At 65.5% G+C, this 24,810-nt stretch carries 19 protein-coding genes and 3 pseudogenes; 15 read left to right on the forward strand and 7 right to left on the reverse strand.

Translation table 11 applies throughout. The features are described from left to right. Positions 1 to 48 precede the first annotated feature (48 nt). From EV641_RS24585 to EV641_RS24620, 8 genes are read left to right on the forward strand one after another with little or no spacing between them, the layout of a single operon-like run. A complete protein-coding gene (locus tag EV641_RS24585; RefSeq protein WP_132475326.1) occupies positions 49 to 840 on the forward strand; it encodes a 3'(2'),5'-bisphosphate nucleotidase CysQ in 792 nt (263 codons plus the stop codon). Between the two features lie 11 nt (positions 841 to 851). Then, positions 852 to 1,757, forward strand: coding sequence for a sulfate adenylyltransferase subunit CysD (gene cysD, locus EV641_RS24590; RefSeq protein ID WP_132475497.1), 906 nt, complete (start codon positions 852 to 854; stop codon positions 1,755 to 1,757). Beyond that, positions 1,757 to 3,658: a sulfate adenylyltransferase subunit CysN gene (gene cysN / locus EV641_RS24595; protein ID WP_132475329.1), complete on the forward strand. Its 1,902-nt coding sequence runs from the start codon at positions 1,757 to 1,759 to the stop codon at positions 3,656 to 3,658. The genes cysD and cysN overlap by 1 nt, the downstream gene beginning before the upstream one ends. A gap of 44 nt (positions 3,659 to 3,702) precedes the next feature. Continuing rightward, positions 3,703 to 4,080 carry a nuclear transport factor 2 family protein gene (locus EV641_RS24600; protein WP_054714012.1) on the forward strand — a complete coding sequence of 126 codons (378 nt, stop codon included), beginning with the start codon at positions 3,703 to 3,705 and terminating at the stop codon, positions 4,078 to 4,080. Further along, a complete protein-coding gene (locus EV641_RS24605; protein WP_241997447.1) occupies positions 4,077 to 4,892 on the forward strand; it encodes an SDR family oxidoreductase in 816 nt (271 codons plus the stop codon). Before EV641_RS24600 ends, EV641_RS24605 begins: the two co-directional genes overlap by 4 nt. A 36-nt stretch (positions 4,893 to 4,928) precedes the next feature. After that, positions 4,929 to 6,074 (forward strand): sulfotransferase, encoded by a 1,146-nt coding sequence (locus tag EV641_RS24610; RefSeq protein ID WP_054714015.1) that lies wholly within the window; start codon positions 4,929 to 4,931, stop codon positions 6,072 to 6,074. Between the two features lie 40 nt (positions 6,075 to 6,114). After that, the gene (locus tag EV641_RS24615; RefSeq protein WP_132475332.1) at positions 6,115 to 7,176 is read left to right on the forward strand and encodes a DUF1214 domain-containing protein; all 1,062 of its coding nucleotides are present in this window, start codon (positions 6,115 to 6,117) and stop codon (positions 7,174 to 7,176) included. Between the two features lie 29 nt (positions 7,177 to 7,205). Further along, on the forward strand, positions 7,206 to 8,081 hold the full coding sequence (locus tag EV641_RS24620) for a TIGR03619 family F420-dependent LLM class oxidoreductase (protein ID WP_132475335.1): 876 nt from the start codon (positions 7,206 to 7,208) through the stop codon (positions 8,079 to 8,081). Here EV641_RS24620 and EV641_RS24625 read toward each other — a convergent pair. Both EV641_RS24625 and EV641_RS24630 read right to left on the reverse strand, forming a co-directional pair. Further along, on the reverse strand, positions 8,075 to 8,566 hold the full coding sequence (locus EV641_RS24625) for an FBP domain-containing protein (RefSeq protein WP_132475338.1): 492 nt from the start codon (positions 8,564 to 8,566) through the stop codon (positions 8,075 to 8,077). The genes EV641_RS24620 and EV641_RS24625 overlap by 7 nt on opposite strands. A 42-nt stretch (positions 8,567 to 8,608) precedes the next feature. Next, on the reverse strand, positions 8,609 to 9,097 hold the full coding sequence (locus EV641_RS24630; RefSeq protein ID WP_241997448.1) for a MarR family transcriptional regulator: 489 nt from the start codon (positions 9,095 to 9,097) through the stop codon (positions 8,609 to 8,611). An 88-nt stretch (positions 9,098 to 9,185) separates the two neighbouring features. Here EV641_RS24630 and EV641_RS24635 point away from each other — a divergent pair, with 88 nt between their 5' ends. Then, positions 9,186 to 11,018, forward strand: a complete 1,833-nt coding sequence (locus EV641_RS24635; RefSeq protein WP_132475344.1) for an ABC transporter ATP-binding protein — start codon at positions 9,186 to 9,188, stop codon at positions 11,016 to 11,018. 86 nt (positions 11,019 to 11,104) lie between these two features. Here the strand turns inward: EV641_RS24635 and EV641_RS24640 are convergent, their stop codons facing one another. Next, a complete protein-coding gene (locus EV641_RS24640; RefSeq protein WP_132475347.1) occupies positions 11,105 to 11,875 on the reverse strand; it encodes an SDR family oxidoreductase in 771 nt (256 codons plus the stop codon). After that, the gene (locus EV641_RS24645) at positions 11,872 to 13,014 is read right to left on the reverse strand and encodes an isochorismate synthase (RefSeq protein WP_132475350.1); all 1,143 of its coding nucleotides are present in this window, start codon (positions 13,012 to 13,014) and stop codon (positions 11,872 to 11,874) included. Before EV641_RS24645 ends, EV641_RS24640 begins: the two co-directional genes overlap by 4 nt. A gap of 249 nt (positions 13,015 to 13,263) precedes the next feature. Between EV641_RS24645 and EV641_RS24650 the strand changes: the two genes are divergently transcribed. Next, on the forward strand, positions 13,264 to 14,298 hold the full coding sequence (locus EV641_RS24650) for an ABC transporter substrate-binding protein (RefSeq protein WP_132475352.1): 1,035 nt from the start codon (positions 13,264 to 13,266) through the stop codon (positions 14,296 to 14,298). A gap of 95 nt (positions 14,299 to 14,393) precedes the next feature. On the opposite strand, the gene EV641_RS24655 is transcribed toward EV641_RS24650, so the two are convergent. Both EV641_RS24655 and EV641_RS24660 read right to left on the reverse strand, forming a co-directional pair. Continuing rightward, positions 14,394 to 14,804: a hypothetical protein gene (locus EV641_RS24655; protein ID WP_054714447.1), complete on the reverse strand. Its 411-nt coding sequence runs from the start codon at positions 14,802 to 14,804 to the stop codon at positions 14,394 to 14,396. Between the two features lie 183 nt (positions 14,805 to 14,987). Beyond that, positions 14,988 to 15,902: pseudogene (locus EV641_RS24660) on the reverse strand (MFS transporter); the annotation flags it as partial. Between the two features lie 83 nt (positions 15,903 to 15,985). Here EV641_RS24660 and EV641_RS24665 point away from each other — a divergent pair. Next, positions 15,986 to 17,084, forward strand: a pseudogene (locus EV641_RS24665) (RNA-guided endonuclease TnpB family protein). Position 17,085: 1 nt separating this feature from the next. On the opposite strand, the pseudogene EV641_RS24670 reads toward EV641_RS24665, so the two are convergent. After that, positions 17,086 to 17,622, reverse strand: a pseudogene (locus tag EV641_RS24670) (MFS transporter); the annotation flags it as partial. 120 nt (positions 17,623 to 17,742) lie between these two features. Here EV641_RS24670 and EV641_RS24675 point away from each other — a divergent pair. The 4 genes from EV641_RS24675 (at position 17,743) to EV641_RS24690 (ending at position 24,776) form a co-directional block, all read left to right on the forward strand. Beyond that, positions 17,743 to 18,627, forward strand: coding sequence for a phosphoribosylaminoimidazolesuccinocarboxamide synthase (locus tag EV641_RS24675; protein ID WP_054714436.1), 885 nt, complete (start codon positions 17,743 to 17,745; stop codon positions 18,625 to 18,627). Positions 18,628 to 18,632: 5 nt separating this feature from the next. After that, a complete protein-coding gene (locus tag EV641_RS24680; protein WP_132475358.1) occupies positions 18,633 to 20,759 on the forward strand; it encodes a S9 family peptidase in 2,127 nt (708 codons plus the stop codon). A gap of 484 nt (positions 20,760 to 21,243) precedes the next feature. Continuing rightward, positions 21,244 to 22,974, forward strand: a complete 1,731-nt coding sequence (locus EV641_RS24685) for an ABC transporter ATP-binding protein (RefSeq protein WP_132475361.1) — start codon at positions 21,244 to 21,246, stop codon at positions 22,972 to 22,974. Further along, positions 22,971 to 24,776, forward strand: coding sequence for an ABC transporter ATP-binding protein (locus EV641_RS24690; protein ID WP_132475364.1), 1,806 nt, complete (start codon positions 22,971 to 22,973; stop codon positions 24,774 to 24,776). Before EV641_RS24685 ends, EV641_RS24690 begins: the two co-directional genes overlap by 4 nt. Positions 24,777 to 24,810: the final 34 nt, after the last annotated feature.

Below are 24,810 nucleotides of genomic sequence, written 5' to 3' on the forward strand. Positions count from 1 at the left end.
TTCGAAATAGGATTGAACAATGTTCGTTCTGTGGTTAGAGTCTCATTCATGGACCACGGCGCCGTCTCGGCGACACAATCGATTCATCCCTCCCGGAGCGCCGGCGATGCGCTCGCTGCCTCTGAATTAGCCACTGCAGCAGGGGAATTGCTCCTCGGCCTCCGGCGCGATACCGAGGTTGCGGACGCGGACCCGGATCAGCTCCGGCGGATGGGAGACCTGCGGAGTCACGACTACCTCACCCTCGCACTGGCGGAGAGGTTTCCCGACGACTCGGTGCTCTCGGAAGAGGGTGCCGATGATCATGCGCGGCTCCGAGCGGATCGCGTCTGGATCGTCGACCCGCTCGACGGCACCCGCGAGTTCGGCGAGCACGGCCGCACCGACTGGGCCGTGCACGTCGCCCTTGTCGAGAACGGACTGCTGACGGTCGGAGCGGTCGCGATGCCCGCCCTCGGGGTCACCTACTCGACGGGTGATACTCCCGCGACCCTCTCGCCGTTACCGCGAACTCCTCGCGTGGCCGTGTCCCGCACCCGCAAACCGGAACCCGTCCTCGCCCTCGCGCGCGCGCTCGGTGGGGAACTCGTGGAGATGGGATCGGCCGGCGCGAAAGCCATGGCCGTCGTGCGCGGCGAGGTCGATATCTATGCCCATACCGGAGGCCAGTTCGAGTGGGATTCGGCGGCACCCGTAGCGGTTGCTCGCGCCGCAGGCCTGCACGTCTCACGGATCGACGGCTCCGAACCCCGCTACAACCAGAAGGACCCCTGGATGCCCGACATGTTGATCTGCCGCCCCGAACTGGCCGGCAAAGCACTGGAGGTGCTCGGACGATGAGCAGTCCCACTATCGGTAAGAACCTGACACACCTGGAGCGTCTCGAGGCCGAGAGCATCCACATCATGCGGGAAGCGGTCGCCGAGAGCGAGAACCCCGTGATGCTGTACTCGGTCGGCAAGGACAGCGCCGTGATGCTGCACCTCGCCCGCAAGGCGTTCTACCCGTCGCGCCCGCCCTTCCCGCTGCTCCACGTCGACACCACGTGGAAGTTTCGCGAGATGTACAAGCTGCGTGACGAGACCGCTGCCGCAGGAGATCTCGACCTGGTCGTCTACCAGAACCCGGAATGTGTCGAGAAGGGCATCAACCCGTTCACGCACGGATCGGCGACCCACACCGACATGTGGAAGACCGAAGGTCTCAAGCAAGCCCTCGACCTCCACAAGTTCGACGCCGCATTCGGTGGAGCCCGCCGCGACGAAGAGAAGTCCCGCGCCAAGGAGCGCGTCTTCTCGATCCGCTCCGCCGAGCACCGCTGGGATCCGAAACAGCAGCGGCCCGAACTGTGGCGAATGTACAACGTCCGCAAATCGCCCGGTGAGTCCCTGCGGGTGTTCCCCCTGTCGAACTGGACCGAACTCGATGTGTGGGAATACATCAGACAGGAGAACATTCCGATCGTTCCGCTCTATTTCGCGGCGAAGCGACCCGTCGTCGAGCGCGACGGCACCCTGATCATGGTCGACGACGACCGGATGCCGCTGCTGCCCGGGGAGGTTCCCGAGCTGAAGAGCGTGCGCTTCCGCACCCTCGGTTGTTACCCGCTCACCGGCGCCGTCGAATCCACGGCCGAGACGTTGACCGACATCATCCAGGAAATGTTGCTGACCACTACCTCCGAGCGCCAGGGTCGCGTGATCGACCACGACTCCAGCGCCTCGATGGAGAAGAAGAAGCAGGAAGGGTACTTCTGATGACTCAGCCTTCGGAGCTGATCACCGACGACATCGAGCAGTACCTCGCGCGGCACGCGAACAAGTCCATGCTCCGCTTCATCACGTGCGGTAGCGTCGACGACGGCAAGTCCACCCTGATCGGCCGCCTGCTCTACGAGTCGAAACTGGTCTTCGAGGATCAGCTTTCCGCACTCGAAGCGGACTCACGCAAGGTCGGCACCCAGGGCGAGGGCCTCGACTTCGCGTTACTCGTCGACGGCTTGGCCGCCGAACGCGAACAGGGCATCACCATCGACGTCGCATACCGGTACTTCTCGACCGAACAGCGCAAGTTCGTCGTCGCGGACACCCCGGGCCACGAGCAATACACCCGCAACATGGTGACCGGGGCTTCCACCGCCGACCTCGCAGTCATCCTCATCGACGCCCGCAAGGGTGTGCTCACCCAGACCCGTCGGCACTCGTACCTCGTCTCACTCCTCGGCATCCGCCACGTGGTGATCGCCGTCAACAAACTCGACCTGGTCGACTACTCACAGGAGGTCTTCGACGACATCGTCGCCGAATACACGAGTTTCGCGAACGAGATCGGGCTCGGAGGCGTCGTCGCGATTCCCATGTCGGCGTACGTCGGTGACAACCTCACCGAACGCAGCTCCAACACACCCTGGTATCAGGGGCCGACGCTGATCGAGCATCTCGAGGACGTCGAGATCGACGACGACTTGCGCAATGGCCCGTTCCGTATGCCGGTGCAGTGGGTCAACCGTCCCAACCTGGACTTCCGCGGCTTCTCCGGCCAGATCGTCGGCGGAACTGTTCGACCGGGCGACCGGTTGCGAGTTCTCCCCAGCGGCAAGGAATCCGCTGTCGCGCGGATCGTCACCATGGACGGAGACCTCGACGAGGCCGTCGCCGGTCAGTCGGTCACCATCACCCTCGCTGACGAGATCGACGTCAGCCGGGGAGATGTGCTTGCCGGAGCGGAGGCGCTGCCCGGTGTGGCCGACCAGTTCGAGGCGCACGTGGTGTGGATGGGCGAACACGAAATGCTGCCCGAGCGTCCCTATGTGTGTCAGATCGGGACGATGACCGTGCAGGCCCGCATCACCAAACCCAAGCACAAGGTCAACGTCAATACCCTCGAGAAGACCGCGACGAACACACTTGCGCTCAATGAGATCGGTGTGTGCAACATCAGCTTCGATCGGCCGGTGCCGTTCGACGCCTACGCTGCGAACCGCGATACCGGCGGATTCATCCTGATCGACCGGCTCACCAACACCACGGTCGGTGCCGGCATGATCGCGCATTCGCTGCGACGGTCCGACAACATCCATTGGCAGGCCGTGGACGTAGACGGTGATGCACGCAGGGCGCTCAACGGTCACGGTTCACACGTGCTGTGGTTCACCGGCCTGTCCGGATCGGGCAAGTCGACCATCGCCAACGATCTCGAGCGCAAGTTGTATGCGTTGGGCTGCCACACCTATCTCCTCGACGGCGACAACATCCGGCATGGACTCGGCCGCGACCTCGGATTCACCGAGGCCGACCGGGTGGAGAACATCAGACGTGTCACCGAGGTGGCCCGGCTGATGGCGGATGCCGGCCTGATTGTCCTGGCGTCGTTCATCTCTCCGTTCCGTGCTGACCGCGACGCGGCACGCGAAGTGATCGGCCCGGACCAGTTCTGCGAGGTGTTTGTCGACACCCCGATCGAGGTCGCCGAACAGCGAGACCCCAAGGGCCTCTACAAGAAGGCGCGCCGCGGCGATCTGACGAACTTCACCGGAGTCGACTCCCCGTACGAGCCGCCGGAAAATCCCGAACTGCGAATCCGCACGACCACGACCACGCCCGAGGAAGCAAGCGGGCTGGTAGTCGAATTCCTGCGCGACCGCGGCATCATCGCCTGACCACTTTCGTCGAGTAAGTCGTTCATCACCAGAAGGAGGGCCCTGTGCCCAGTCGTGACGAAATCTGCTCCGTCATCGAATCGTATGTGAAGCATCTGAGCAATCATGAGGTGGATCAACTCGTGTCGCTCTTCGCGGCCGATGCCGTCCAGCACGAGCCGCTGGGCATGAATACCTACCGGGGGATCGAGGAAATCCGGGAGTTCGACACCGAGTGCGCGAAGGTGGAGTTCTCGGTGACGCGATACTCGCCCATCACGGTCTTCGGCCGGTACGCCGCCACACAGTTGAGGATCCAGCGCGAGGGGATGCGCGAGTTCCTCGCCACCGACCTGTTCGAGTTCGACGACGAGTGCCGGATCGTCTCGCTCAGCGTCGTGATCGATATCGAAGCCCACGCGGATCAGGCCGGATCGCGGTGACGAGAGCCGCGATCCGGCCTGCTCAGACGACCCCCCGACTGCTCGATAACAAGATCGTGGTGGTCTCGGGCGTGGGGCCGGGGCTGGGCCGATCCGTTGCGATCCGTGCCGCAGAGGCAGGCGCACGGGTCGTGCTGGCAGCGCGTACTGCCTCGCGGCTCGACGCTGTCGCGGAGGAGATTCGGGCAGGCGGCGGCACCGCTTTGTGTGTGCCCACCGACCTCACCGACGGGGAGTCGGTGCAGTCTCTCGCGTCGAGCGCGCTCGAAGAGTTCGGCCGGATCGATGCGGTGGTTCACAACGCGTTCGTCGTGCCCGCGCATGGCGGGCTGCTCGACGCCGCGCTCGACGACATCCGGCAGGGCGTGGACATCAACGTGCTGGCCTCGCTCGCTCTCACGAAGGCGCTGGCCCCGGCGCTCGTGGAGTCGCAGGGTTCGGTCGTGATGATCAATTCGATGGTGATCCGGAACCGATTGCCGAACTTCGGTGCCTATCGGGTGATGAAATCGGGCCTCCTGGCGATCGCCAGGAGCCTGTCGGTCGAGCTCGGACCGAAGGGCGTCCGGGTGAATTCGGTGGCTCCGGGGTACATCTGGGCCGATTCGGTGAAGCGGATGTTCGAACGGCAGGCGGAGCAGCGTGGTGTCGATCCGGACGTGATCTACGCCGAGGTCGCGGCAGGCACCGATCTGCGCCGGCTGCCCGAGCCCGACGACATCGCGAACGCGGTCGTGTTCCTCGCCTCCGATTTCGCGCGGGCGATCACCGGGCAGTGCCTGGATGTCGACTGCGGTCACACCCACCACTGAGACATTCTCGCAAGGACATTCTCGCAAGGAGTATGGATGACACACGATTACGACGGCATCGGTTCCATCGAGGACCTGCACCAGGCCGCGCGTGAGGCTGCCGGATACAGCGACTTCGGCAGCGACGACTACCTCGAAGGGCTGCAGGTTCTTCTCGACTCCTTCGAACGCGAGGCCGATCTCACCCCACAGGGGCGGATGATCGCCCGCAAGATGATCGTCAGTGCACTCTCGGGTCGCCTGACCAGCGAAGCCGGATTCTCCCGCTACCCCGCACACGTCGACGTCGCGGTCGAGCGACCTGTCTTCGTGTGCGGCCTGACGCGGACGGGGAGCACTGCGCTGCACCGGCTGCTCAGCGCGGACCCGGCGCATCAGGGCGTCGAGATGTGGCTTGCTGAATCACCACAGCCTCGCCCCGCTCGCGAGACATGGTCGGAGAACGCGGATTTCCTCCGGTCGGATGCCTTCTACCGGGCCCGCCAGGAGAATGAGGCGGATCTCATGAAGGTGCATTTCATGGGAGCGGAAGAAGTCGAGGAATGCTGGCGGCTGCTACAGCAGACGATGCTCTCGATTTCCTTCGAGTGCGTGTCGTACATACCGTCCTACTCGACGTGGTTGGCCGAGCAGGACTGGACTGAGACCTACGCGAGGCACAAGAAGAATCTGCAGCTGATCGGGATGAACGACCCGGGGCGTCGGTGGGTGCTCAAGAGCCCCAGCCATGTGTTCGCGATCGACGCGATCATGCGCGCCTACCCGGACGCATTGATCGTGCGCACATTCCGCGATTCACACACGTCTATGGCGTCCACCTTCAGCCTCGCCGAGCAGGGCAAGCACGACATGTCGGATGCGTTCGACCGCGAGACCATCGGGCGTACTCAACTCGAGTTGTGGGCGCGGGGTAACCGGGAGTTCAACGAGGCTCGCGCCCGCTACGACGCGGAACAGTTCATCGATGTCGACTACCGGGATTTCGTCGCAGACCCGACCGGCACGGTCGAGAAGATCTACGCGCAGTTTGCGATGCCGTTCACGGACGCCACACGTGCTGCGGTGGAGGCGTCGCATCAGGGCAGCCTCGCCGAGCATCGTCGCCCGTCGCACGTCTACTCGCTCGAAGACTTCGGGATCACGGCCTCCGACGTCGACCGGGCATTCGCCGCCACCGCCTGAAGCGGACCTCGGAACACCGACCGAAGAACAGGACCATCATATGAACGCGACCTGGGAGAAGTTCTGCGCCGATCTTCTCGAGACCGGCAACATCCTGCAGGACGAGATCGTCCCGCAGGACTCGACGACCCAAGCCGAAGGTGTCCGCTACCTGAGCCGGCTGCTGCGCTACGCCACCATCAACTGCGTCGAATACACCGATCCACGGTGGCCACAGTTCACCTCGGCGCCGAACCCGAACATGATGACGAAGATCGGTGCCGACAACCCCGACAACCTGTACATGCGCGCGAACATTTCCGGTAGGTACACCTACCGGATCACGGGCACGCGGGGGACCGTGCCGCTCGTGACGTTCGGGTCGCGGGTCAACCGGTACCACATCGACGGCACCATGCTGCAGACCGGCGACCTGCACGGCCACGATCTCGACGTCGACGAACACGGGCGGTTCACGTTCATCGCGAGCGTCGACGCACCCGCAGAAGGGTCGTGGCTGCCGCTCGCCGCGGACAGTAACCTCATCTCGGTTCGGCAGACGTACCGGGACCGGCGCAGCGAGGTTCCCGCCGAGCTGTCCATCGAATGCCTGAACCCCGACGGTGAATTCGTCCCGTTGAGCTCGGAAGAGATGTCCGGCCGCCTCGGAAAGGCCATCGGCATGGTCCGCGGCACCGCGAACACTTTCCTGGAATGGTCGCGCGAGTTCCAGGGGCAGCCCAACGAGATCTTCGACCGCGGACAGGAAACGTTCCAGAACGCCGGTGGTGATCCCACGATCTTCTACCTGCACGGCTACTGGAAACTCGCCGCCGACGAAGCCTGGGTGATCGAGACCGAGGTGCCGAACTGCGAGTACTTCAACTTCGTGCTGCAGAACTTCTGGGTCGAGTCGCTCGACTACAACCGGACCAACATCTACATCAACAACCACACGGCGAAGCTGAACGACGACGGCACGTTGACGATCGTCGTCGCCGCGAAGGATCCCGGATTCGGCAATTGGATCGATACCGATTCGCACACCGAGGGCACGTGGGCGATGCGCTGGATCAAGGCCGATTCGCATCCGATCCCGGCGTCGCGGGTCGTGAAGTTGTGAGCTCAGTGCCCATGAAGAGATCAGGGCCCATGAAATGGGCACTGCCCGCCGCGATGATCGAGGCGCGCGACCTGCCGGAGTTCGCCCGGGTCGCCGACGAATGCGGCTACGACGCGATTGCATTGCCCGACTCGGTATTCTATCCCGAGACGGTGTCGGCCGACTACCCGTATTCACCCGACGGTAAGCGGATGTGGGCCCCGGAGACGCCGATGCCGGACCCGTTCATCGCGATGACCGCGATGGCTGCTGTCACGCAGCGAGTGCGGTTCTACACCAATGTGCTGAAGCTGCCGCTGCGCGATCCACTGCTCACCGCGAAGCAGGTGGCGACAATGGCGGTGATGTCGCAGAACCGCATCGCGGTCGGCGTCGGACTGTCGTGGATTCCCGAGGAATTCGAGTTCACCGGTACCGAGATGCGCACTCGCGGTGCGCGCACCGACGAAGCCATCGCGATCGTCAAGGCGGTGTGTTCCGGCGAGGGGCCGCAATGGGTCGAATTCCACGGTAAGCATTACGATTTCGATCGTCTGATGATCAGTCCGGCGCCTGACCGGCCCGTCCCGATCTACGGCGGCGGTCACAGCGAAGCGGGTCTGCGGCGCGCGGCGCGGCTCGGAGACGGCTGGATCTCGGTCAATACGGATACCGAAGCGCTGGCATCGGCGATCACACGACTGACGGAGCTCCGTTCCGAATTCGGCCGTGCCGATGTGCCGTTCGAGATCGATGTGTCGCCGACAGACGTCTCCGATGTCGAGGGATACCGACGCCTGGCCGATATCGGGGTCACTCGCGTGCGGGTGGCGCCCTGGCGGATGTACGGCGTGGATCCGTCGGATCCGCAAGCCAGGCTCGACGCGATCCGACGGTTCGCCGACGACGTGATCGGTGTTCAGTAGGCGCCGACGCGGGCGATGAACGCGTCCAGATTGGACCGGACGCGCTCGATCCGGCCGTCGAGTGGGGAGTCGTCGCGGTACAGACGGCCCCCACTCGGCGTCTTCTTGCGGCGTGCGTAGAGCGAGCAGCCGAGGTCGGCGCACATGTAGGTGCCGACCGTATTGCCCCGGCGTCCGGCGTCGCCGGTCTTGCTCGCCGCCATGAGGTGCACTCCGCCGTTGGGGTGCGTGGTCTGGCAGATCGAGCACATCTGCGCGGGGCGGCGGCCACCGGACTCGTGTCGCAGTGCGACCCCGACGATGCGGTCGCCCTGCTCGGCCACCACGTAGCAGCGGCCGGGATACGACGGGTCGGTCCAGCCGAGGAAATCGAGGTCGTCCCAGGGCAGACCGTCCAGGTCGGCGGGGACGGACAGGCGCTTCGCGTCACCTTTCGAGCAATTGATGAACGACGACCTGATGTCGCGTTCGCTGACCGGCAGCATGGATGCGCCTTCCTTCTCGACTGCGTTCGACGTTCGCCGACGCTACGGACCTTCGTTCGCTGAGGCAACAGAATTTCCGTCGCGGGACTCCCGGTCGTGACCGTCGGCGTCGTGACCGTCGGCGAGTTTGCGGAGCAGGCGGGCGAGCTCTGCGCGTTCGGCGGCGTCGAGCCGGGTGAACACTTCGGCCGCGTCGGCGTCGCGTGCGGCGTCGAGCTCGGTCAGTAGGCGTCGCCCGTCAGAAGTGAGTTGTACGCACACCGCGCGCCGGTCGGCCGGGTCGGGTAGTCGCTCGGTCAGACCGCGGGACTCGAGCCGGTCGACGACTTCCGTGACCGACCGCGGCACGATGCGCAGCGACTTCGCGACGACCCCCAACCGGGCCGGTTCGTCTGCGTTGCCGATCACCCGCAGCGCCCGGTGTTCGTGCGGGGACAGCTCCCAGGGCCGGATTCTCTCGTGCCACCGTTTTCGCAGCGTACGGGTGGTGGCCATGAGAAGGTCGCGGAGTGTGGCGGGGGAGTCCGACATGACGTTCACCATACCTCAGTTGACTGTTACCTCTTAATGAGGCAACCTCACTAAGTACGAACGAATCATGAATCGAGGTGGTGCGCACATGATGCAGCCCCCACCCGGCCAGGGCGGCGGCAGAGGCCGCGGATCCAAGGTCGACCCCAAAGACATCGAACAGCTGAAGGAATCACCCGTCAGCCTGCGGCGCATCGGCGCCCTGTTCGCCCCCTACCGCTGGCAGATCACCGTCGTCGTTGCGCTCATCGTCGCGTCGTCGGTCATCTCGCTCGCGAACCCCTTCCTCGTCCGCGCCGTCATCGACGACGCGATCCCGCACCAGAACGTGAGCCTGCTGCTGTGGGTGGTGGGCGGCATGCTCGCCGTCACCGTCGTCAGCTCCCTGCTCGGCGTCGCTCAGACGTGGATTTCCACGACCGTCGGGCAGCGGATCATGCACGATCTGCGAACTCGCGTGTTCTCGCACCTGCAACGGCAGTCGTTGAGCTTCTTCACCCGGACTCGCGGTGGTGAGATCCAGTCGCGGCTGACCAACGACATCGGTGGAATGCAGTCGGTGGTGACCTCCACGGCGACGTCCATCGCCTCCAACGTCACCACCGTGGTCGGTACCGCCGTCGCGATGACGATCCTCAGCTGGCGACTGGCGCTACTGTCGCTGATCGTGCTGCCGCCTGCCATCTGGCTCACGCGCCGTGTCGCGATGATGCGACGCGTGATCACCGCTCGCCAGCAGCGCCGCATGGCCGATATGCAAACGCAGATCGAAGAGGGGCTGTCCGTCAGCGGAGTGCTGCTCGTCAAGACTCTCGGCACCGGGCCCGCACTGTCCGGTAAGTTCGCGCAGACCTCCGACGAGCTCGCAGATCTCGAACTGCACGCGCAGCTGTCCGGACGCTGGCGCATGGCCACCATGAACATCGTCTTCTCCGCGATCCCCGCGGTGCTCTATCTCGTCGCCGGCCTGCCCGCTACCTCCGGCGGCATGACGATCGGTACCCTCGTCGCCTTCACCGGCCTGCAGGCGACCCTGTTCCGGCCGCTGATGAGCCTGCTCGACGTCGGAATCACCGTCACCAGTTCGCTCGCGCTGTTCAGCCGGATCTTCGAATACCTGGACCTCACCGTCGAGATCGACGACCCGGAGAGACCGGTCCACGTCGACCGCGAACGGGTCGCGGGTGCAGTGCGATTCGAGAACGTCGACTTCCGGTACGACGGCGCGCACCGCCTCGCACTCGACGACGTCACCCTCGACGTGCCTGCCGGTGCTCAGATTGCCCTCGTCGGCGAGACCGGTTCGGGCAAAACCACACTCGGCGGTCTCGTCGCGCGGTTGTACGATCCGACATCGGGGCGCGTCACGATCGATGGTGTAGATCTGCGCGACATGTCGCTCGCCGATGTCGCCGCGCTCGTCGGTGTGGTCTCGCAGGAGACCTACCTTCTCCACGCGACGGTGCGTGAGAATCTGCGCTACGCGAAGGCCGACGCGACCGACGTGGAAATCGAGGACGCCGCCCGCGCCGCGCGTATCCACGACCTGATCGTGTCGCTGCCCGAGGGTTACGACACCGTCGTCGGAGCACGGGGCCACCGCTTCTCCGGTGGTGAGAAGCAGCGGCTCGCCATTGCGCGGACGTTGCTGCGCGACCCGCGGATCCTGGTGCTCGACGAGGCCACCAGCGCATTGGACAACGAAACCGAACGCCTGGTGCAGCAGGCGATCGACACCGCGCGACACGGCCGTACGACGATCACCATCGCGCACCGCCTCTCGACGGTCCGCGACGCCGATGAGATCGTCGTACTCGATCAGGGCAGAATCGCCGAACGAGGTAGCCACGACACGCTTGTCGCGCTCGGCGGCCGGTACGCGGCACTCGCTGCCCGAGTCGAACAACCCGTCGCCGCGTGAGATGAACTCGCGCGCGGACTTTCGCTTCCCGCCGCCACGATCGTGGATGTGGGAAGCGAGAATCCGCGCGGGAAGCTCAGCGTGGATCAGGCTCTCAGCGTCGCGCCACCGTCGACGTACAGGGTCTGCATGGTGATGTGCCGTGCACGCGGCGAGAGCAGGAACTCGATCGACTCGGCGATGTCGACCGGTTCTGCGATGCGTCCCAGCGGGATGCCGACCTTGAACTGCGCGAGGTCGCCCGTGATGGCGCCACGTGCTCCGTCATCGTCGTCGGGGTCGGCCCACAGCGTCCGCTGCATTGCGGTGTCGGTGGAACCGGGTGCGACGATGTTGGCGCGGATCCCGTATTGCGCGAGTTCGAGGCCGAGAATCCGTACGAGCATCGTCGCGGCAGCCTTCGACGACCCGTAGGCTCCCATACCCATGCGGGGCACACCAGCAGAATTCGAGCCGACCACCACGATGGATCCGGACCTGCGGTCGCGCATGGTGCGTCCGACGGCCCGCAGCACCGAGACGAGTCCGGTGACGTTGATGTCGTGGATGCGTTGCCATTCGTCCGGATCGCAGTCGAGGATCGAGGCGACGGAGAACACTCCGGCGACGTGGGCGAGGCCCTCGATCGGGCCGTGGGTGCTCTCGATGTCGGCGATCACGGTGTCCACGGCGTCGCGGTCGCGAATATCGAGTTGGTAGGAGGGAGCAGGGCTCTCCAGCATTGCTGCCGTCTCGTGCACTCCGTCGAGATCACGATCGGCGAGGACGACGCGATGCCCCGAGGCTGCGAGTGTCAGGGCGGTTGCCCGCCCGATGCCCTGGGCTGCGCCGACGACGAGAGTGACCGGCGCGGTCACCGTCGAACTCCGAGGGCATCGAGGACGGTTCCGAATTTCACTGTGGTCTCGGCCAATTCGTCGGACGGATCGGAGTCGGCGACGATGCCTCCGCCGGCGTGGGCGGTGAGGGTCGTGCCGTCGGGTTCGAGGATCGCGCAGCGGATGGTGACCATCCATTCGCCGTCGCCGTTCTCGTCGCACCAGCCGAGTGCTCCCGCGTAGAAGCCGCGGTCTCCTTCGAGTTCGTGAATCAGATCGCGGGCGGCCTCGGTGGGGGTACCGCAGATTGCGGGTGTCGGATGGACGGCAAGTGCCAGGTCGAGGGCGGTCACCGACGGGTCGCGAAGTCTGCCCGACACCGGCGTTCCCAGATGCCATAGCTGCCGAGTGTTGGTGAGGGAAGGGTGATTCGGAATGTCCAGTTCCGAGCACAGCGGCTCGAGCGATGCCCGCAGGGAATCGATCACGTGGGCGTGTTCACCCAGGTTCTTGGCGGATGCGCGAAGTTCCTCGGCGGTGGCGCGGTCGAGTTCGGGGTCCGAACTCCGGGGTGCGGAACCGGCGAGCGGATGAGCGGTGACGAGGTCGCCACGTCGGCGGATGAGTACCTCGGGGCTTGCCCCCACCAGGTGACGTCCGGACCACTGCGCGCCGGCCGCGCTGAGATCGACGGAGAAACCGTTGCCGACGGTGTCGTGGGACACCAGAGCGGCAAGAAGTGCTTCGGGATCGATGCGGCTCGCGGCCTCGAGAGTGAGGGCTCGGGCGAGGACGACTTTCTCCAGCGTGTTGTCGTCGGCGCGGAGCAGGCCCAGCGCCGTGGTCACGCGGTCGACGTGTTCTTCCTCTGCAGGCATGACTCCGGAGATCCGGATCGTCGGTAGCGCAGGTGTTTCTGTGGTGAATACGGTGGCGGTGTGGTCGAGAACCTCGGGCGCGGTGAGCGCTGCCGGGTGGTCGGGGGCGAAGGGCAGTGCTCCGACCACGGCGCGAACCCGTCCGGTGCGCAGTGCGGAGGCGGCGTCGGCGGCGGAGTCGAAGCGGTCGTGAACACCGTGGGCGAGCACGGTGCCGTGAGGACGGGACAGCGCGAACGGAGGGGGCCCGGTCCGTCCGGCCCGGTCGGTTGCGGTAGCGACGGCGACCGGTGCTTGCATGCTCACACCTTTCGGTTGCGGCTGATCGGTCGCGGCGGCTGCGTACGACCGGTGACGAAGATATACGGTTAGCCTTACCTTTGCGAGCGCTTCGGGGCGCGTCACGTGGCCGGGTGGATCGGATCCCCGAAAATTTCGGACGAAACAGGATGAATGGGGCGCTTGGTCTGGCCAATCCTTTCGGTTAGCCTAACCAATCGTGACCGGGGCAACGCGCCACGGTGTGTAAGAACATGTAGGAGAAACACGATGCGGGTTCTGGAACGGAGCCGGGCGCGCAGCGCCGCAGTGCTCGGCGCGGCGGCCTTGTTGACTGTCGGACTGGTGGGATGCTCGAGCGACGGTGACAGCGACAATGCCGATGGGGGTGCTGACACCGCTGCCTCCTCGGAGACACGGACGTTCGAGGCGCAGAACGGTTCCATCGAGATCCCGGCCGACCCGCAGCGTATCGTCGCCTGCGGCTACGCGGTGCTCCCGCTGATCCAGGCGGACGCCAACCTCGCTGCAGTGTGCGAGTGGACGCGCGAGACCGAGAACATGGACGAGGAGACGCTCGCCGCATACGAGGAGCTGCCGAAGGTCGCTCCCGACATGTCGGTCGCCGACCTCAACTACGAGGCAATCACCATGGCAGAGCCCGACCTCATCATCATGGGTGTTCCCGCGATGGTCCAGGAGCAGCTCGACATGGCCACGCTGGAATCGCTTGCACCCGTGGTGTTCCTCGGCCCCACCATTCCGAGCGAATGGCGCGAACTCGGCGAGCAGTACGCCGATGCGGCGAACGTCAGTGACACCTACGGCGGTTTCAAGGAGGAGTACGACGCGCGCGCTGCGGAACTCGCCGACAAGTATGCCGACACGCTCGGCGCCCTGACATTCGCCGGCGTATGCAGCGAGTGTGGAACGAACCCCGGCGAGTACATGCGCGAATACGGGTCGTCCTACACCACGAACCTGCTCGGCGACCTCGGCTTCACATTCCCCGGAGAGCCGGTCGACCCCGAGGACTCGCATGGGGAGTATCTCTCGTTCGAGCAGCTGCCGGAGAACCTCGGAGACGTCGATGTGATCGTCTACGGCGTCGAAGCGGATGGCTCGGTCACCCCGGAACTGCAGGAACTGTTCGATTCACCGCTGTGGCAGGAACTGCCCGCAGTCAAGGCCGGTAACCTCGTCGCCGTCGAGCATGCCAATGCGGCAACCTACGAAACAGCGCTTCTCGCACTCGATTCCATCGACGCAGCGCTAGAGAAGCTGCCCGCCAACCAGTCGCAGTAATACTGCCTCGTAGCGGGTGTGAACCTGCGGCACCGCACGCCCGAACGGCCCCCGCGCCCGGGGGCCGTGTGCGTGCCCGAACGAATGTTCGCGTATCAGGGGCGCAGAGCGTTCTTGGTGGTGCGTGCCCACGACTCGATAGCCGAGTAGCTGTCGCCGACACCCTGTGTGTAGGCCACGAGAGCTCCGTACAGGTGCGCTCCTTCGGTGGCCAGTTCGATTGTGCTGACCCAGTGGGATGCGCGCGCCATCACGGCCGCGGAGATGTCGAGGCGATCGCGTGTCTCCCTCGAAACCGAGGTGAACGACTCGTCCGCGATCTGGAACGTCTCCTTGACGCCGCGCCAGTAATACTCCGCGTCCATTGCCGCGCGCAGTGATTCGTAGTCGGTCGTGTCCTGCATCGCCGTGGCATTCCGCAGTTCGTTCGACGCCTGGCCGGACGAGCCGAGGGGGATGTACGTGATGTCGTCGGTGGATCTGTTGTCGCCGCGTCTGGTCCTCACCGGAGAGATGGTGCCCCATCGTGCGGCAGAACGAAACAAGCGGTTCCGTTACGATCACGACACGGTCGCGGAGTTGTCTCGAATGGGGTTCGGCGCACCTGTCGCCGCGGGTCGTGCTCGTCCTGATTCGTCATCGTCCCCAGCACGCCAGGGGAACCTGATCCGATTCGGCCGGGTCAGCTTTCAGCTGCGTCGGCGTTCCTGGCCCGGCCTGTTCGGTATCAGGGCGACGCAGGCCGAGAGCACGAGCGCGCACACCAGAACGGCTGTGAACACAGGGGAGACGGACGACGCGAGTTGTCCGGCGTCCGGGGTGGCCCCGTCGACCACACCGGAGCGAGTCAGTGCGGCGTTCGCGAGTGCGCCGAACACGGCCACGCCCACAGCACTGCCGATCGAACGAGCGAATGCGTTCGCTCCGGTCACGACTCCACGTTCCGACCATTCCACGCTGGACTGGGCGGCGATGAGCGACGGACTCGCGATCAGGCCCATGCCCAGGCCGATGACGACACAGCACCCCGCGACCTGCCACGGCGTCGAATCCGGTCCGGTCTGCGTCAGGAGGGCCGTGCCGGTCAGGAGCGGGACCGCACCGATGAGGCCGGTGGTGCGGAACCCGAGGCGCAGGTACAAGCGCCCCGACTGGGATGCGGCTACCGGCCAGCCGAGCGTCATCGCCGCCAACGTGAATCCAGCGACCAGCGCGGTCGTGCCCAGCGAGCCCTGCACGAACGACGGCACGTACGACGTCAGGCCCAACACCACCGCACCGACCAGGCACGACACCGCGCTGGTGGTGATCAGGACCCTGCGGGTCAGCACCCAGATCGGCAGGATCGGCTCGGGCACCCGGGTCTCGATCACGACGAACAGCACGAACAGCACCGCACCGGCCGTGAAGATTGCAATGCTCGTCGTCGACGTCCATGCCCACGCCTGTCCGCCTTCGAGCAGCCCGAGGATCACCAGCGCTGCACCCACGGCGAGTGCGGAGGCGCCGGCCCAGTCGATGGACCGTCGCGGGCCGTTCGGCTTCGACTCGTGGAAATTGCGCACGAGCACCCACGCCGCAATTGCGCAGAGGAGCACGTTCACCGGGACCTCGCCAGGATGCCCCGCCGCTCACGGCAGGCAGGAATGGCGTTCGACATGTCGGACCCTTCTGTTGTCATGAGGAGATGAGGACCGCGTACAAGGCCCGGGCCTACCCGGACCCCGAACAGGCGACGCTGCTGCGCCGCACGTTCGGCTGCGTGCGCGTGGTGTGGAACAAGACCCTCGCCGACCGGCAACGCCGGTACACCACCGAGCAGAAATCGACCTCGTACAAGGACACCGACGCCGCACTGTCCGAGTGGAAGAAAACCGAGGAGCTTGCGTTCCTCGGCGAGGTGTCCTCGGTGCCGCTTCAGCAGACGCTGCGCCACCAGCACGCCGCGTTCCAGTCGTTCTTCAAGGGCGTCGCCAAGTACCCACGGTTCAAGAACCGGCATTCTCGCCAGTCCGCGCACTACACCCGCTCGGCGTTCCGCATCAAACCGGACGGGTTGTGGCTGGCGAAGACCACCGCGCCGATGAAGGTGGCGTGGTCCTGGCCGGACATCGACCTTGCCACGCTCGACCCGACAATGGTGATCGTCTCCCGCGAGGCGGACGGCCGGTGGTTCGTGACGTTCGCCGTCGACACGACCGACCCCGCGCCGCCACCAGAGGCGCCTGGCGCGGATGCAGAAGGGATCGAACAACCGCGCCAGACAACGTTCGAGGGTGGCACGCAAGCACTCCCGTGTCCGCGATGCCCGCCGTGACTTCCTCCACAAGACCAGCACGGATCTCGTGGCGCGGTTCGACACCATCGCCGTCGAAGACCTCGCCCCGCGCAACATGGTCCGCAACCGCCGGTTGGCGAAGTCGATCAGCGAATGCGGGTGGGGTGAGTTCCGGTCGATGCTCGAGTACAAGGCGGAGCGGGCCGGTCGCCGGTTCGTGGTGATCGACCGCTGGTTTCCCAGCTCGAAGACGTGCAGCGTGTGCGGGCATCTGCTCGCTGTGCTGTCCCTCGGGACACGCCGCTGGTCGTGTCCCGACTGCGGTACCCGGCATGACCGGGACGTCAATGCCGCGAAGAACATCCTTGTCGCCGCCGGGCCGGTGGAGACACGAAACGCCTGTGGAGGCGATGTCAGACGGTACGGGTCTTCCCGTCCGCACTCGCCGGTGAAACAGGAACTCCCGGATGTGAGTCCGAGAATCCCCGTCTTTCAGGGCGGGGAGTAGTCAACCAGAAGATCCACCGCCACGACAGGAAGTCCGAGAACACACCACCGATTGTGGGGCCCACGATCGACGACATCCCCCACACACTGGCCAGGTAACCCTGCGCCTTCGCGCGCTCCGCGACCGTGTAGATGTCGCCCGCGATGGTCTGGGCCATCGGCAGCACCGCGCCCGCCCCGATCCCCTGCAAGGCGCGGAAGGCGATCAGTGCCGGCATGCTCCACGCCATCGCGCACAGCACCGAACCCGCCGCGAACATGCCGATACCGAACAGCAGGACCGGCGTGCGCCCGAATATGTCGGACAGCTTTCCGTACACGGGCACGAGGACGGCCTGAGTGAGTAGATAGCTCGAGAACAGCCAGGGGAACTGGGTGAATCCGCCGAGGTCACCGACGATTGTCGGTATCGCGGTTGCCAGGATCGTACTTTCGAGCGCCACCAGCGCGGTCGCGAGCATCAGGGCGATCAGGATCGGTCCTCGCTCCGACCGGAAGCCGACGTCCACGCGGTCCGACACGGCCCTCACACCTCCCATTGGTTCTGCCGCGTCGTCGTCCGGGGGAGCGATCTTCGTGGCCTCTTCCGTCGATTGTGGTCGATGGGATATCCGCCACGGCGTGCGGTACGCGTCGGTGTGGACCACTAGGGTGTCACCGTGCGTCCTTCACTCGAGTCCTACTCACACCTGGCAGGCGGCAAGGTCCGCGACCTCTACATCGTCGACGACGGGCACCTGCTGCTCGTGGCCAGCGACCGGATCTCGGCCTACGACCACGTCCTGGAGACCCCGATCCCCGACAAGGGGCGGGTTCTCACCGCGATGAGCGTGTTCTTCTTCGACCTTCTCGACGCGAACAACCACCTCGCCGGTGAACCCGACGACGAGCGGATTCCCGCCGAGGTCCTCGGACGCGCGCTGATCGTCAAGCGCCTCGAGATGGTGCCGGTGGAATGTGTGGCCCGCGGCTACCTCACCGGCTCCGGTCTCGCCGACTACCAGGCCACCGGCTCGGTGTGCGGCGTGCAACTGCCGGAGGGGCTGGTGGAGGCATCCAGGCTTCCCGAGCCGATCTTCACGCCCGCGACGAAGGCCGCACTCGGTGATCACGACGAGAACGTCAGCTTCGAGCAGGTCGCAGAGAAGATCGGGCTGAACCTAGCGATGCAGCTGCGTCAGGACACCCTCGACATCTACGACCGCGCCTCGATCTACGCGTACGAGCGCGGCATCATGCTCGCCGATACCAAGTTCGAATTCGGTCTCGACAAGGCCGGCAATCTCGTGCTGGCCGACGAGGTGCTCACCCCCGATTCGTCGCGCTACTGGGATCTGGCCGAGTACGAAGAAGGCAAGGTACAGCCGAGCTTCGACAAGCAGATCGTCCGCAACTGGTTGACCAGCGCCGAATCCGGATGGGACCGTGCAACCGACACCCAGCCTCCGGCGTTGCCGCAGCACATCGTCGACAAGACTCGTGCGCGCTACATCGAAGCTTACGAGCGCATTTCCGGACTGTCCTTCGACGATTGGATCGGCTGACCACGATGACCTCCCCGACCCCGCCCGTTGCCACGAAGGTTCCCCGAGAGCGCATCCATCACGGCCACACGTTCGTCGACGACTACGAGTGGCTGCGCGACAAGGACAACCCGGAGGTGATCGCGTACCTCGAAGCCGAGAATGCGTACACCGAAGCACAGACTGCGCATCTGGCACCGGTGCGGGAGGCGATCTTCGAGGAGATCAAGTCGCGGACGCAGGAGACCGATATGTCGGTCCCCACCCGCATGGGCGAGTGGTGGTACTACGCCCGCACGGTCGAGGGTAAGCAGTACGGAATCCAGTGCCGGTGCCCGATCACCGACCCGGACGACTGGACTCCGCCGGAGATCACGGCGGGCACCGAACTGCCCGGCGAGCAGGTACTGCTCGACGGCAACGTGGAGTCCGAGGGGCACGACTTCTTCTCCGTCGGCGCGTTCTCACTCAGCCACGACGGCACGCTGCTCGCGTACTCGACCGACGTGGTGGGCGACGAACGGTACACGCTGAAGTTCAAGGACCTCACCACCGGTGAACTCCTCGCCGACGAGATCCCCGGCACCGCACCCGGTGCCACGTGGGCGCTCGACCACAGCCACATCTTCTATCAGACGGTCGACGAATCCTGGCGCCCCGACACCGTGTGGCGGCACCGGCTCGGGACCGCCGTCGACGACGATGTGAAGGTCTTCCACGAGCCCGACGAGCGGTACTGGGTGTCGATCGGTGCCACGCGCAGCGAGAAGTACCTGATGATCTGGGTGGGATCGAAGATCACCACCGAGGGATGGGTTCTCGACTCCGACAATCCCACAGGTGAGTTCCGTGTTCTGCTGCCGCGGCGTGAAGGTGTCGAATACGGCGCCGAGCACGCCGTGGTCGGAGGCCAGGACCGGTTCCTGGTGTTGCACAACGATGTCGACCCGGACACCGGCGAGAAGGCGGAGAACTTCGTCCTCGCGGAAGCTCCCGTCGATGATCCGTCGGCGCTGCGCACCCTGATCGAACACCGCAAGGACGTCCGCCTCGAAGATGTCGAGGCGTTCGAAGGCCACCTCGTACTGAGCTACCGCCGCGAAGCGCTCACCCGGCTCGCGGTGTGGCCGCTCACCGACGACGGATACGGCGACCTCCACGAACTCGAATTCGACGAAGAACTGTTCGCCGTCGGACCGGGCGGCAATCCCGAGTGGAAGCAGCCCGTGCTGCGACTCGGGTTCACCTCGTTCATCACCCCGACCCGCGTCTACGAGTACGTCGTGGGCACCGGCGAGCTGCTGCTGCGCAAGTCGCAGCCTGTGCTCGGCGACTTCGATCCGTCGCGCTACGAGCAGCGACGTGAGTGGGCGACGGCCGACGACGGCACGAAGATCCCGGTCTCGATAGTCGCGAAGAAGGGCACACCTGCGAACGCCCCGACCCTGCTGTACGGGTACGGCTCGTACGAGGCCAGCATCGACCCGGGTTTCTCGGTCGCGCGACTGTCGTTGCTCGACCGCGGCATGGTGTTCGCGGTCGCGCATGTGCGCGGTGGTGGCGAGATGGGCCGGCACTGGTACGAGAACGGCAAGTCGCTCACGAAGAAGAACACCTTCACCGACTTCGTCGCGTGCGCGCGGCACCTCGTCGACACCGGCGTGACGAGCCCCGGTCGGCTCGTTGCCGACGGTGGCAGCGCGGGCGGACTGCTCATGGGCGCGGTCGTGAACATGGCACCGGAGCTGTTCACGGGCGTCCTCGCCAACGTGCCGTTCGTCGACCCCCTCACCTCGATCCTCGACCCGTCGCTGCCGCTGACGGTGATCGAGTGGGACGAGTGGGGTAATCCCCTCGCGAACCCGGAGGTGTACGAGTACATGCGCTCGTACAGCCCCTACGAGAACGTCGAGGCGAAGGACTATCCGGCGATCCTCGCCATCACGAGCATCAACGACACCCGTGTGCTGTACGTCGAACCCGCCAAGTGGGTCGCGAAGCTGCGCGCGACGAAGACGGGCGATTCGGCGTTGCTGCTCAAGACCGAGATGAGTGCCGGCCACGGCGGTGTGTCGGGCCGGTACGAGAAGTGGCGCGAGGTGGCATTCGAGTTCGCGTGGGTGCTCGACATTTCCGGCGCCCTTCGCGCGTGAGAGGGTTCCTGCGGCAGACCTGCAGGTGACGCAGTCTCGGTAGAATGCCGACGAGGTGCACGATGCCCTCCGGATGTACGCCCGTCAGGGCGCCCATCCGGAGGGCATCATCCGTTTCCGGCGGCGGCGCGACGCGCCATGCCCCGGCCTAGGCCTGTACTGATAGACCCTAGGTAGGTTAGGCTCCCATTACTGATACCGGGTGAGGGGCGGATTGTGTCTACGGAGCGTGTCCAGGTTCTGTGTCGAGTTTCTGGCTCATGTTGTGCCATTGACGGATTCGCGTACGAGGACGCCCGTGGATCTGCACTCCACCTGCTAGGAGCCCACTTCCGCGCGCGAACGAACGCCGGGGACGGGTCATCCGCAGTGCTCGGCACCGTGCTGACCCAGTGCTCGGCACCGTGCTGACCCACTGACGTACCGACCGCTCGGAGCCGCCGCGACATCGGTAGCTCCGCCATGGGCCAGGAGAGCCGAGTACATGCGACTGCCAGTTTTCTTCGAAGCGCCTGCGACACCGCTGCGCACCAAGCACATAGAAGTCACGGAATCCACGACTCCGCGAGAGCTGACGCTGCGAACGATGTTCGCTGCGAAGAAGTACACGGTTCCCGGTGGTCTTCTGCTGATCATCCACCAGCTCTGCGGGGCGCTGGTTCCGGTCATCATGGGCGTGGCCATCGACCGTGCGATCAGCCCGAACGACGCGGGTCAGCTGGTGCTGTGGGTCGCCGTGCTCGCCGTCGATTTCGCCCTCGTGTCGTTCACCTTCCGGTTCGGATCCCGCATCGGATTTCTCGGGATGCAGTCGATTCAGCACCAGGTGCGAACGAGGATCACCGATCGGATCCTCGATGCGCGGGGATTGGGTGGTCCGCGACGCCAGCCCGGAATGCTGTTGAGCATTGCGACATCCGACGCACGTCAGCTCGCCATGGCCGTCGCGATCGTCGTGTATCCCCTGGGCGAATTCGCTGCCGTGGTCTTCTCGGCGTTGATTCTGCTCTTCATCTCGTGGCCGCTCGGACTGGCGATCCTGGTGGCGGCGCCGCTGATGCTGTGGGTCATGGACCGTGCAGGTTCGCCGCTGCGCAGACGAAGCATGCAGGAACAGCAGGTGGCAGGGGAGGCGGCAGGAACTGCAGCGGACCTCGTGGGTGGCTTCAGGATCGTCAAGGGACTGGGCGCGGAACACGAGGCGGGACGCCGGTACCTGGATGCCAGCGAACGCGCGCTGCAGGGCACGCTCAAGGCCAATGTCGCGCGTGCGGGATACCTGGGGTCGATGGAGATCGTCTCCGGACTGTTCATCGCCGGAGTCGCGATCGCTGCCGGATTGATGGCGGTCGGCGGTGAGCTCACCATCGGCCAGCTCATCACCGTTGTCGCAGTGACCCAGTTCGTGATGGGACCCCTGCAAGCATTCGCGGCGAACTTCGGCGCCATCTGGGCCCAGGCGTTGGCCTCTGCGGAACGCGTCCTCACGGTGCTGCAGGCCCCGTACTCGAACGAAGACGCCGCCGACGCGCCTCCCCGGAACGGCTTCGAACTGCGATTCGACGGTGTTGCGTGCGGTACCGCGGCCGATGTCGATCGCCGCATCCCCGAAGGGGATTTCGTCGCTGTCGAAACCGATGCGGCCACCACCTCTGCGTTCGCCGACATGCTTGCCGGGCGGGTGAATCCGGACGTCGGCGCAATCACCGTCGGTGGAGTGGATGCCCGCGATATACCCCATGTCTCGCGCCCCCGAACCCTGCTCGTCGCCCCGCACGAGAGCGACCTGTTCGAGGGAACGATCGGGGAGAACATCGCCGCAACCGACGGTGTCACCGACGACGCCGTGACCCGCGCTGTCTTCGCAGCAGCCTGCGACGATGTGCTGGCTACACTTCCCGACGGACTGGCCACCGATGTCGGAGAGGCCGGTCGGCTGCTGTCCGGCGGGCAGCGGCAGCGCGTGTCGCTGGCACGGGCACTCGCCGCGAACCCGGACATCCTGGTCCTGCTCGACCCGACGACGGCCGTCGACTCGGTGACGGAAGCGACCGTCGCCGGGCGCATCGCGGCTGCGCGGGCCGGAAAGACCACTATCGTGTTCACCTCGTCGCCGGCGTTGTTGGCGGCAGCATCGAGCGTGTGGCGTATCGACGCCGCCTCCGGGGAGATGAGCACCGATAACGATTCGACGCTGATGGAGCCTTCGCGATGACCACCCAGTCGATTTCCGAATCAGCGAAATTTCCGATCGCCGACGCGAGATCCGTGTGGCACGAGGTCCGTCGCGCACTGCACGGACAGGGCACCCGCCTGATCACGGTCGTGGCGACCATGGTCGTCGGAGCCGCGCTCGGCCTCGTTCCGCCGTGGGCTCTCGGCCGCATGGTCGACGCCGTCATCGACGGAAACGGTACGGGCCGGATCTGGCTGCTGGGCGTGGCCATGATCGGCGCGGCACTTGTTTTCGCCGGATTCACGGCACTGGGAGTCATTCTGTCTTCCAGGCTCTTCGAGACGATTCTGGCGCGACTGCGTGAGCGGATGTTCACGACGAGCCTCTCGTTGCCTCTCGAACGTGTCGAGGCGGCGGGTAGCGGCGATCTCGTATCGCGGGCCACGGACGACGTCGAAGAAGTGTCCCGAGCGATCAGTACGGTTGTGCCGGCGCTGTCGACCTCGTTGTTCACGGTGCTGCTCACCGCCGTGGGACTGACCGCGCTGGACTGGCGATTCCTCGCGGTGCTCGTGGTGGCCCTGCCGATCTATGTGTTCGCGGTCCGCTGGTACCTGCGCAAGGCGCCGGCGATCTACGCGGCCGAGCGGGCGGCGATGGGGCTTCGAGCACAGCAGGTTCTGGGCGGGGTGCGGGGGCTCCGCACTGTGCACGCGTACGACCTGTCGCCGCGACTGGCAGACCGCATCGGATCCCACTCGTGGGAAGTCGTGCGCTGGTCGATGCGTGCACGCATCGTGCAGAACAGGTTCTACGGACGGCTCAATTCCGGCCAGTTCATCGTCATGGCAGGCCTGCTCGTCGCCGGATACCTCCTGGTGGGTTCCGATGCACTGACGGTGGGGGCGACGACGACGGCAATGCTGCTGTTCCTCAGGTTGTTTGCGCCGATCGACGACCTCCTCCTCGTCATCGACGAGTTGCAGTCGGCGCTCGCATCGCTCGCACGGATCGTCGGTGTGATCGAGGTCCGTGCCGCAGAGGAGAGCGAAGGAGAGAGCGGTGACGATCGGACTGCCGAATCTCGGACGCCCGGTCTGCCGTCGCGGGGCGCGCTCGCAGTTCGGAACGTGACGTTCGGCTACGCGCCCGGACGAGACGTCATCCGCGGCATCGACCTCGATGTCGCACCCGGCGAAATCGTCGCCGTCGTGGGATCGTCGGGCGCGGGTAAGTCGACGCTGGCGGCACTGCTCGCCGGCGTCCGGACCCCCGATTCGGGCGCCATCCGGTTCGGCGGCGTCGACATCGTGGATGTACCGGAAACCGAGCGCGCGCAGCGGATCACTCTGGTCACACAGGAGGTGCATGTCTTCGCCGGATCGTTGCGTGACGATCTGGCCCTGGCCGATCCGGGGGTCGACGACGCCGCCATGGAGGCGGCGTTGCGGACCGTGCTCGCCGGTGACTGGTTCGATCTGCTTCCCGACGGACTCGACACCGTCGTCGGGGATGCCGGCCATCAGCTCACGCCCATGCAGGCCCAGCAACTCGCCTTGGCACGACTGGTGCTTGCAGACCCGCCGATGGTGATTCTCGACGAGGCCACGGCCGATGCCGGCAGCGCCGGCGCATCGCTGCTCGAGCGTGCCGCTCGCGCGGCGCTCGACGGACGCAGCGCCCTCGTCGTCGCACACCGCTTGGGGCAGACCCGAGATGCGGACCGAATTCTGTTGATGGAGAACGGAAAGATTGCGGAGCAGGGTACTCACGAGCAATTGATCGCACGCGGCGGCCGCTACTGCGAACTGTGGGATGCATGGAGCATGCATCGGCAGTGACCGTGCGCGCGGTACAGGACTTTCAGGCACAGCG

The sequence above is a fragment of the Rhodococcus sp. SMB37 genome (genome assembly GCF_004345605.1).
GTDB lineage: Bacteria > Actinomycetota > Actinomycetes > Mycobacteriales > Mycobacteriaceae > Rhodococcus.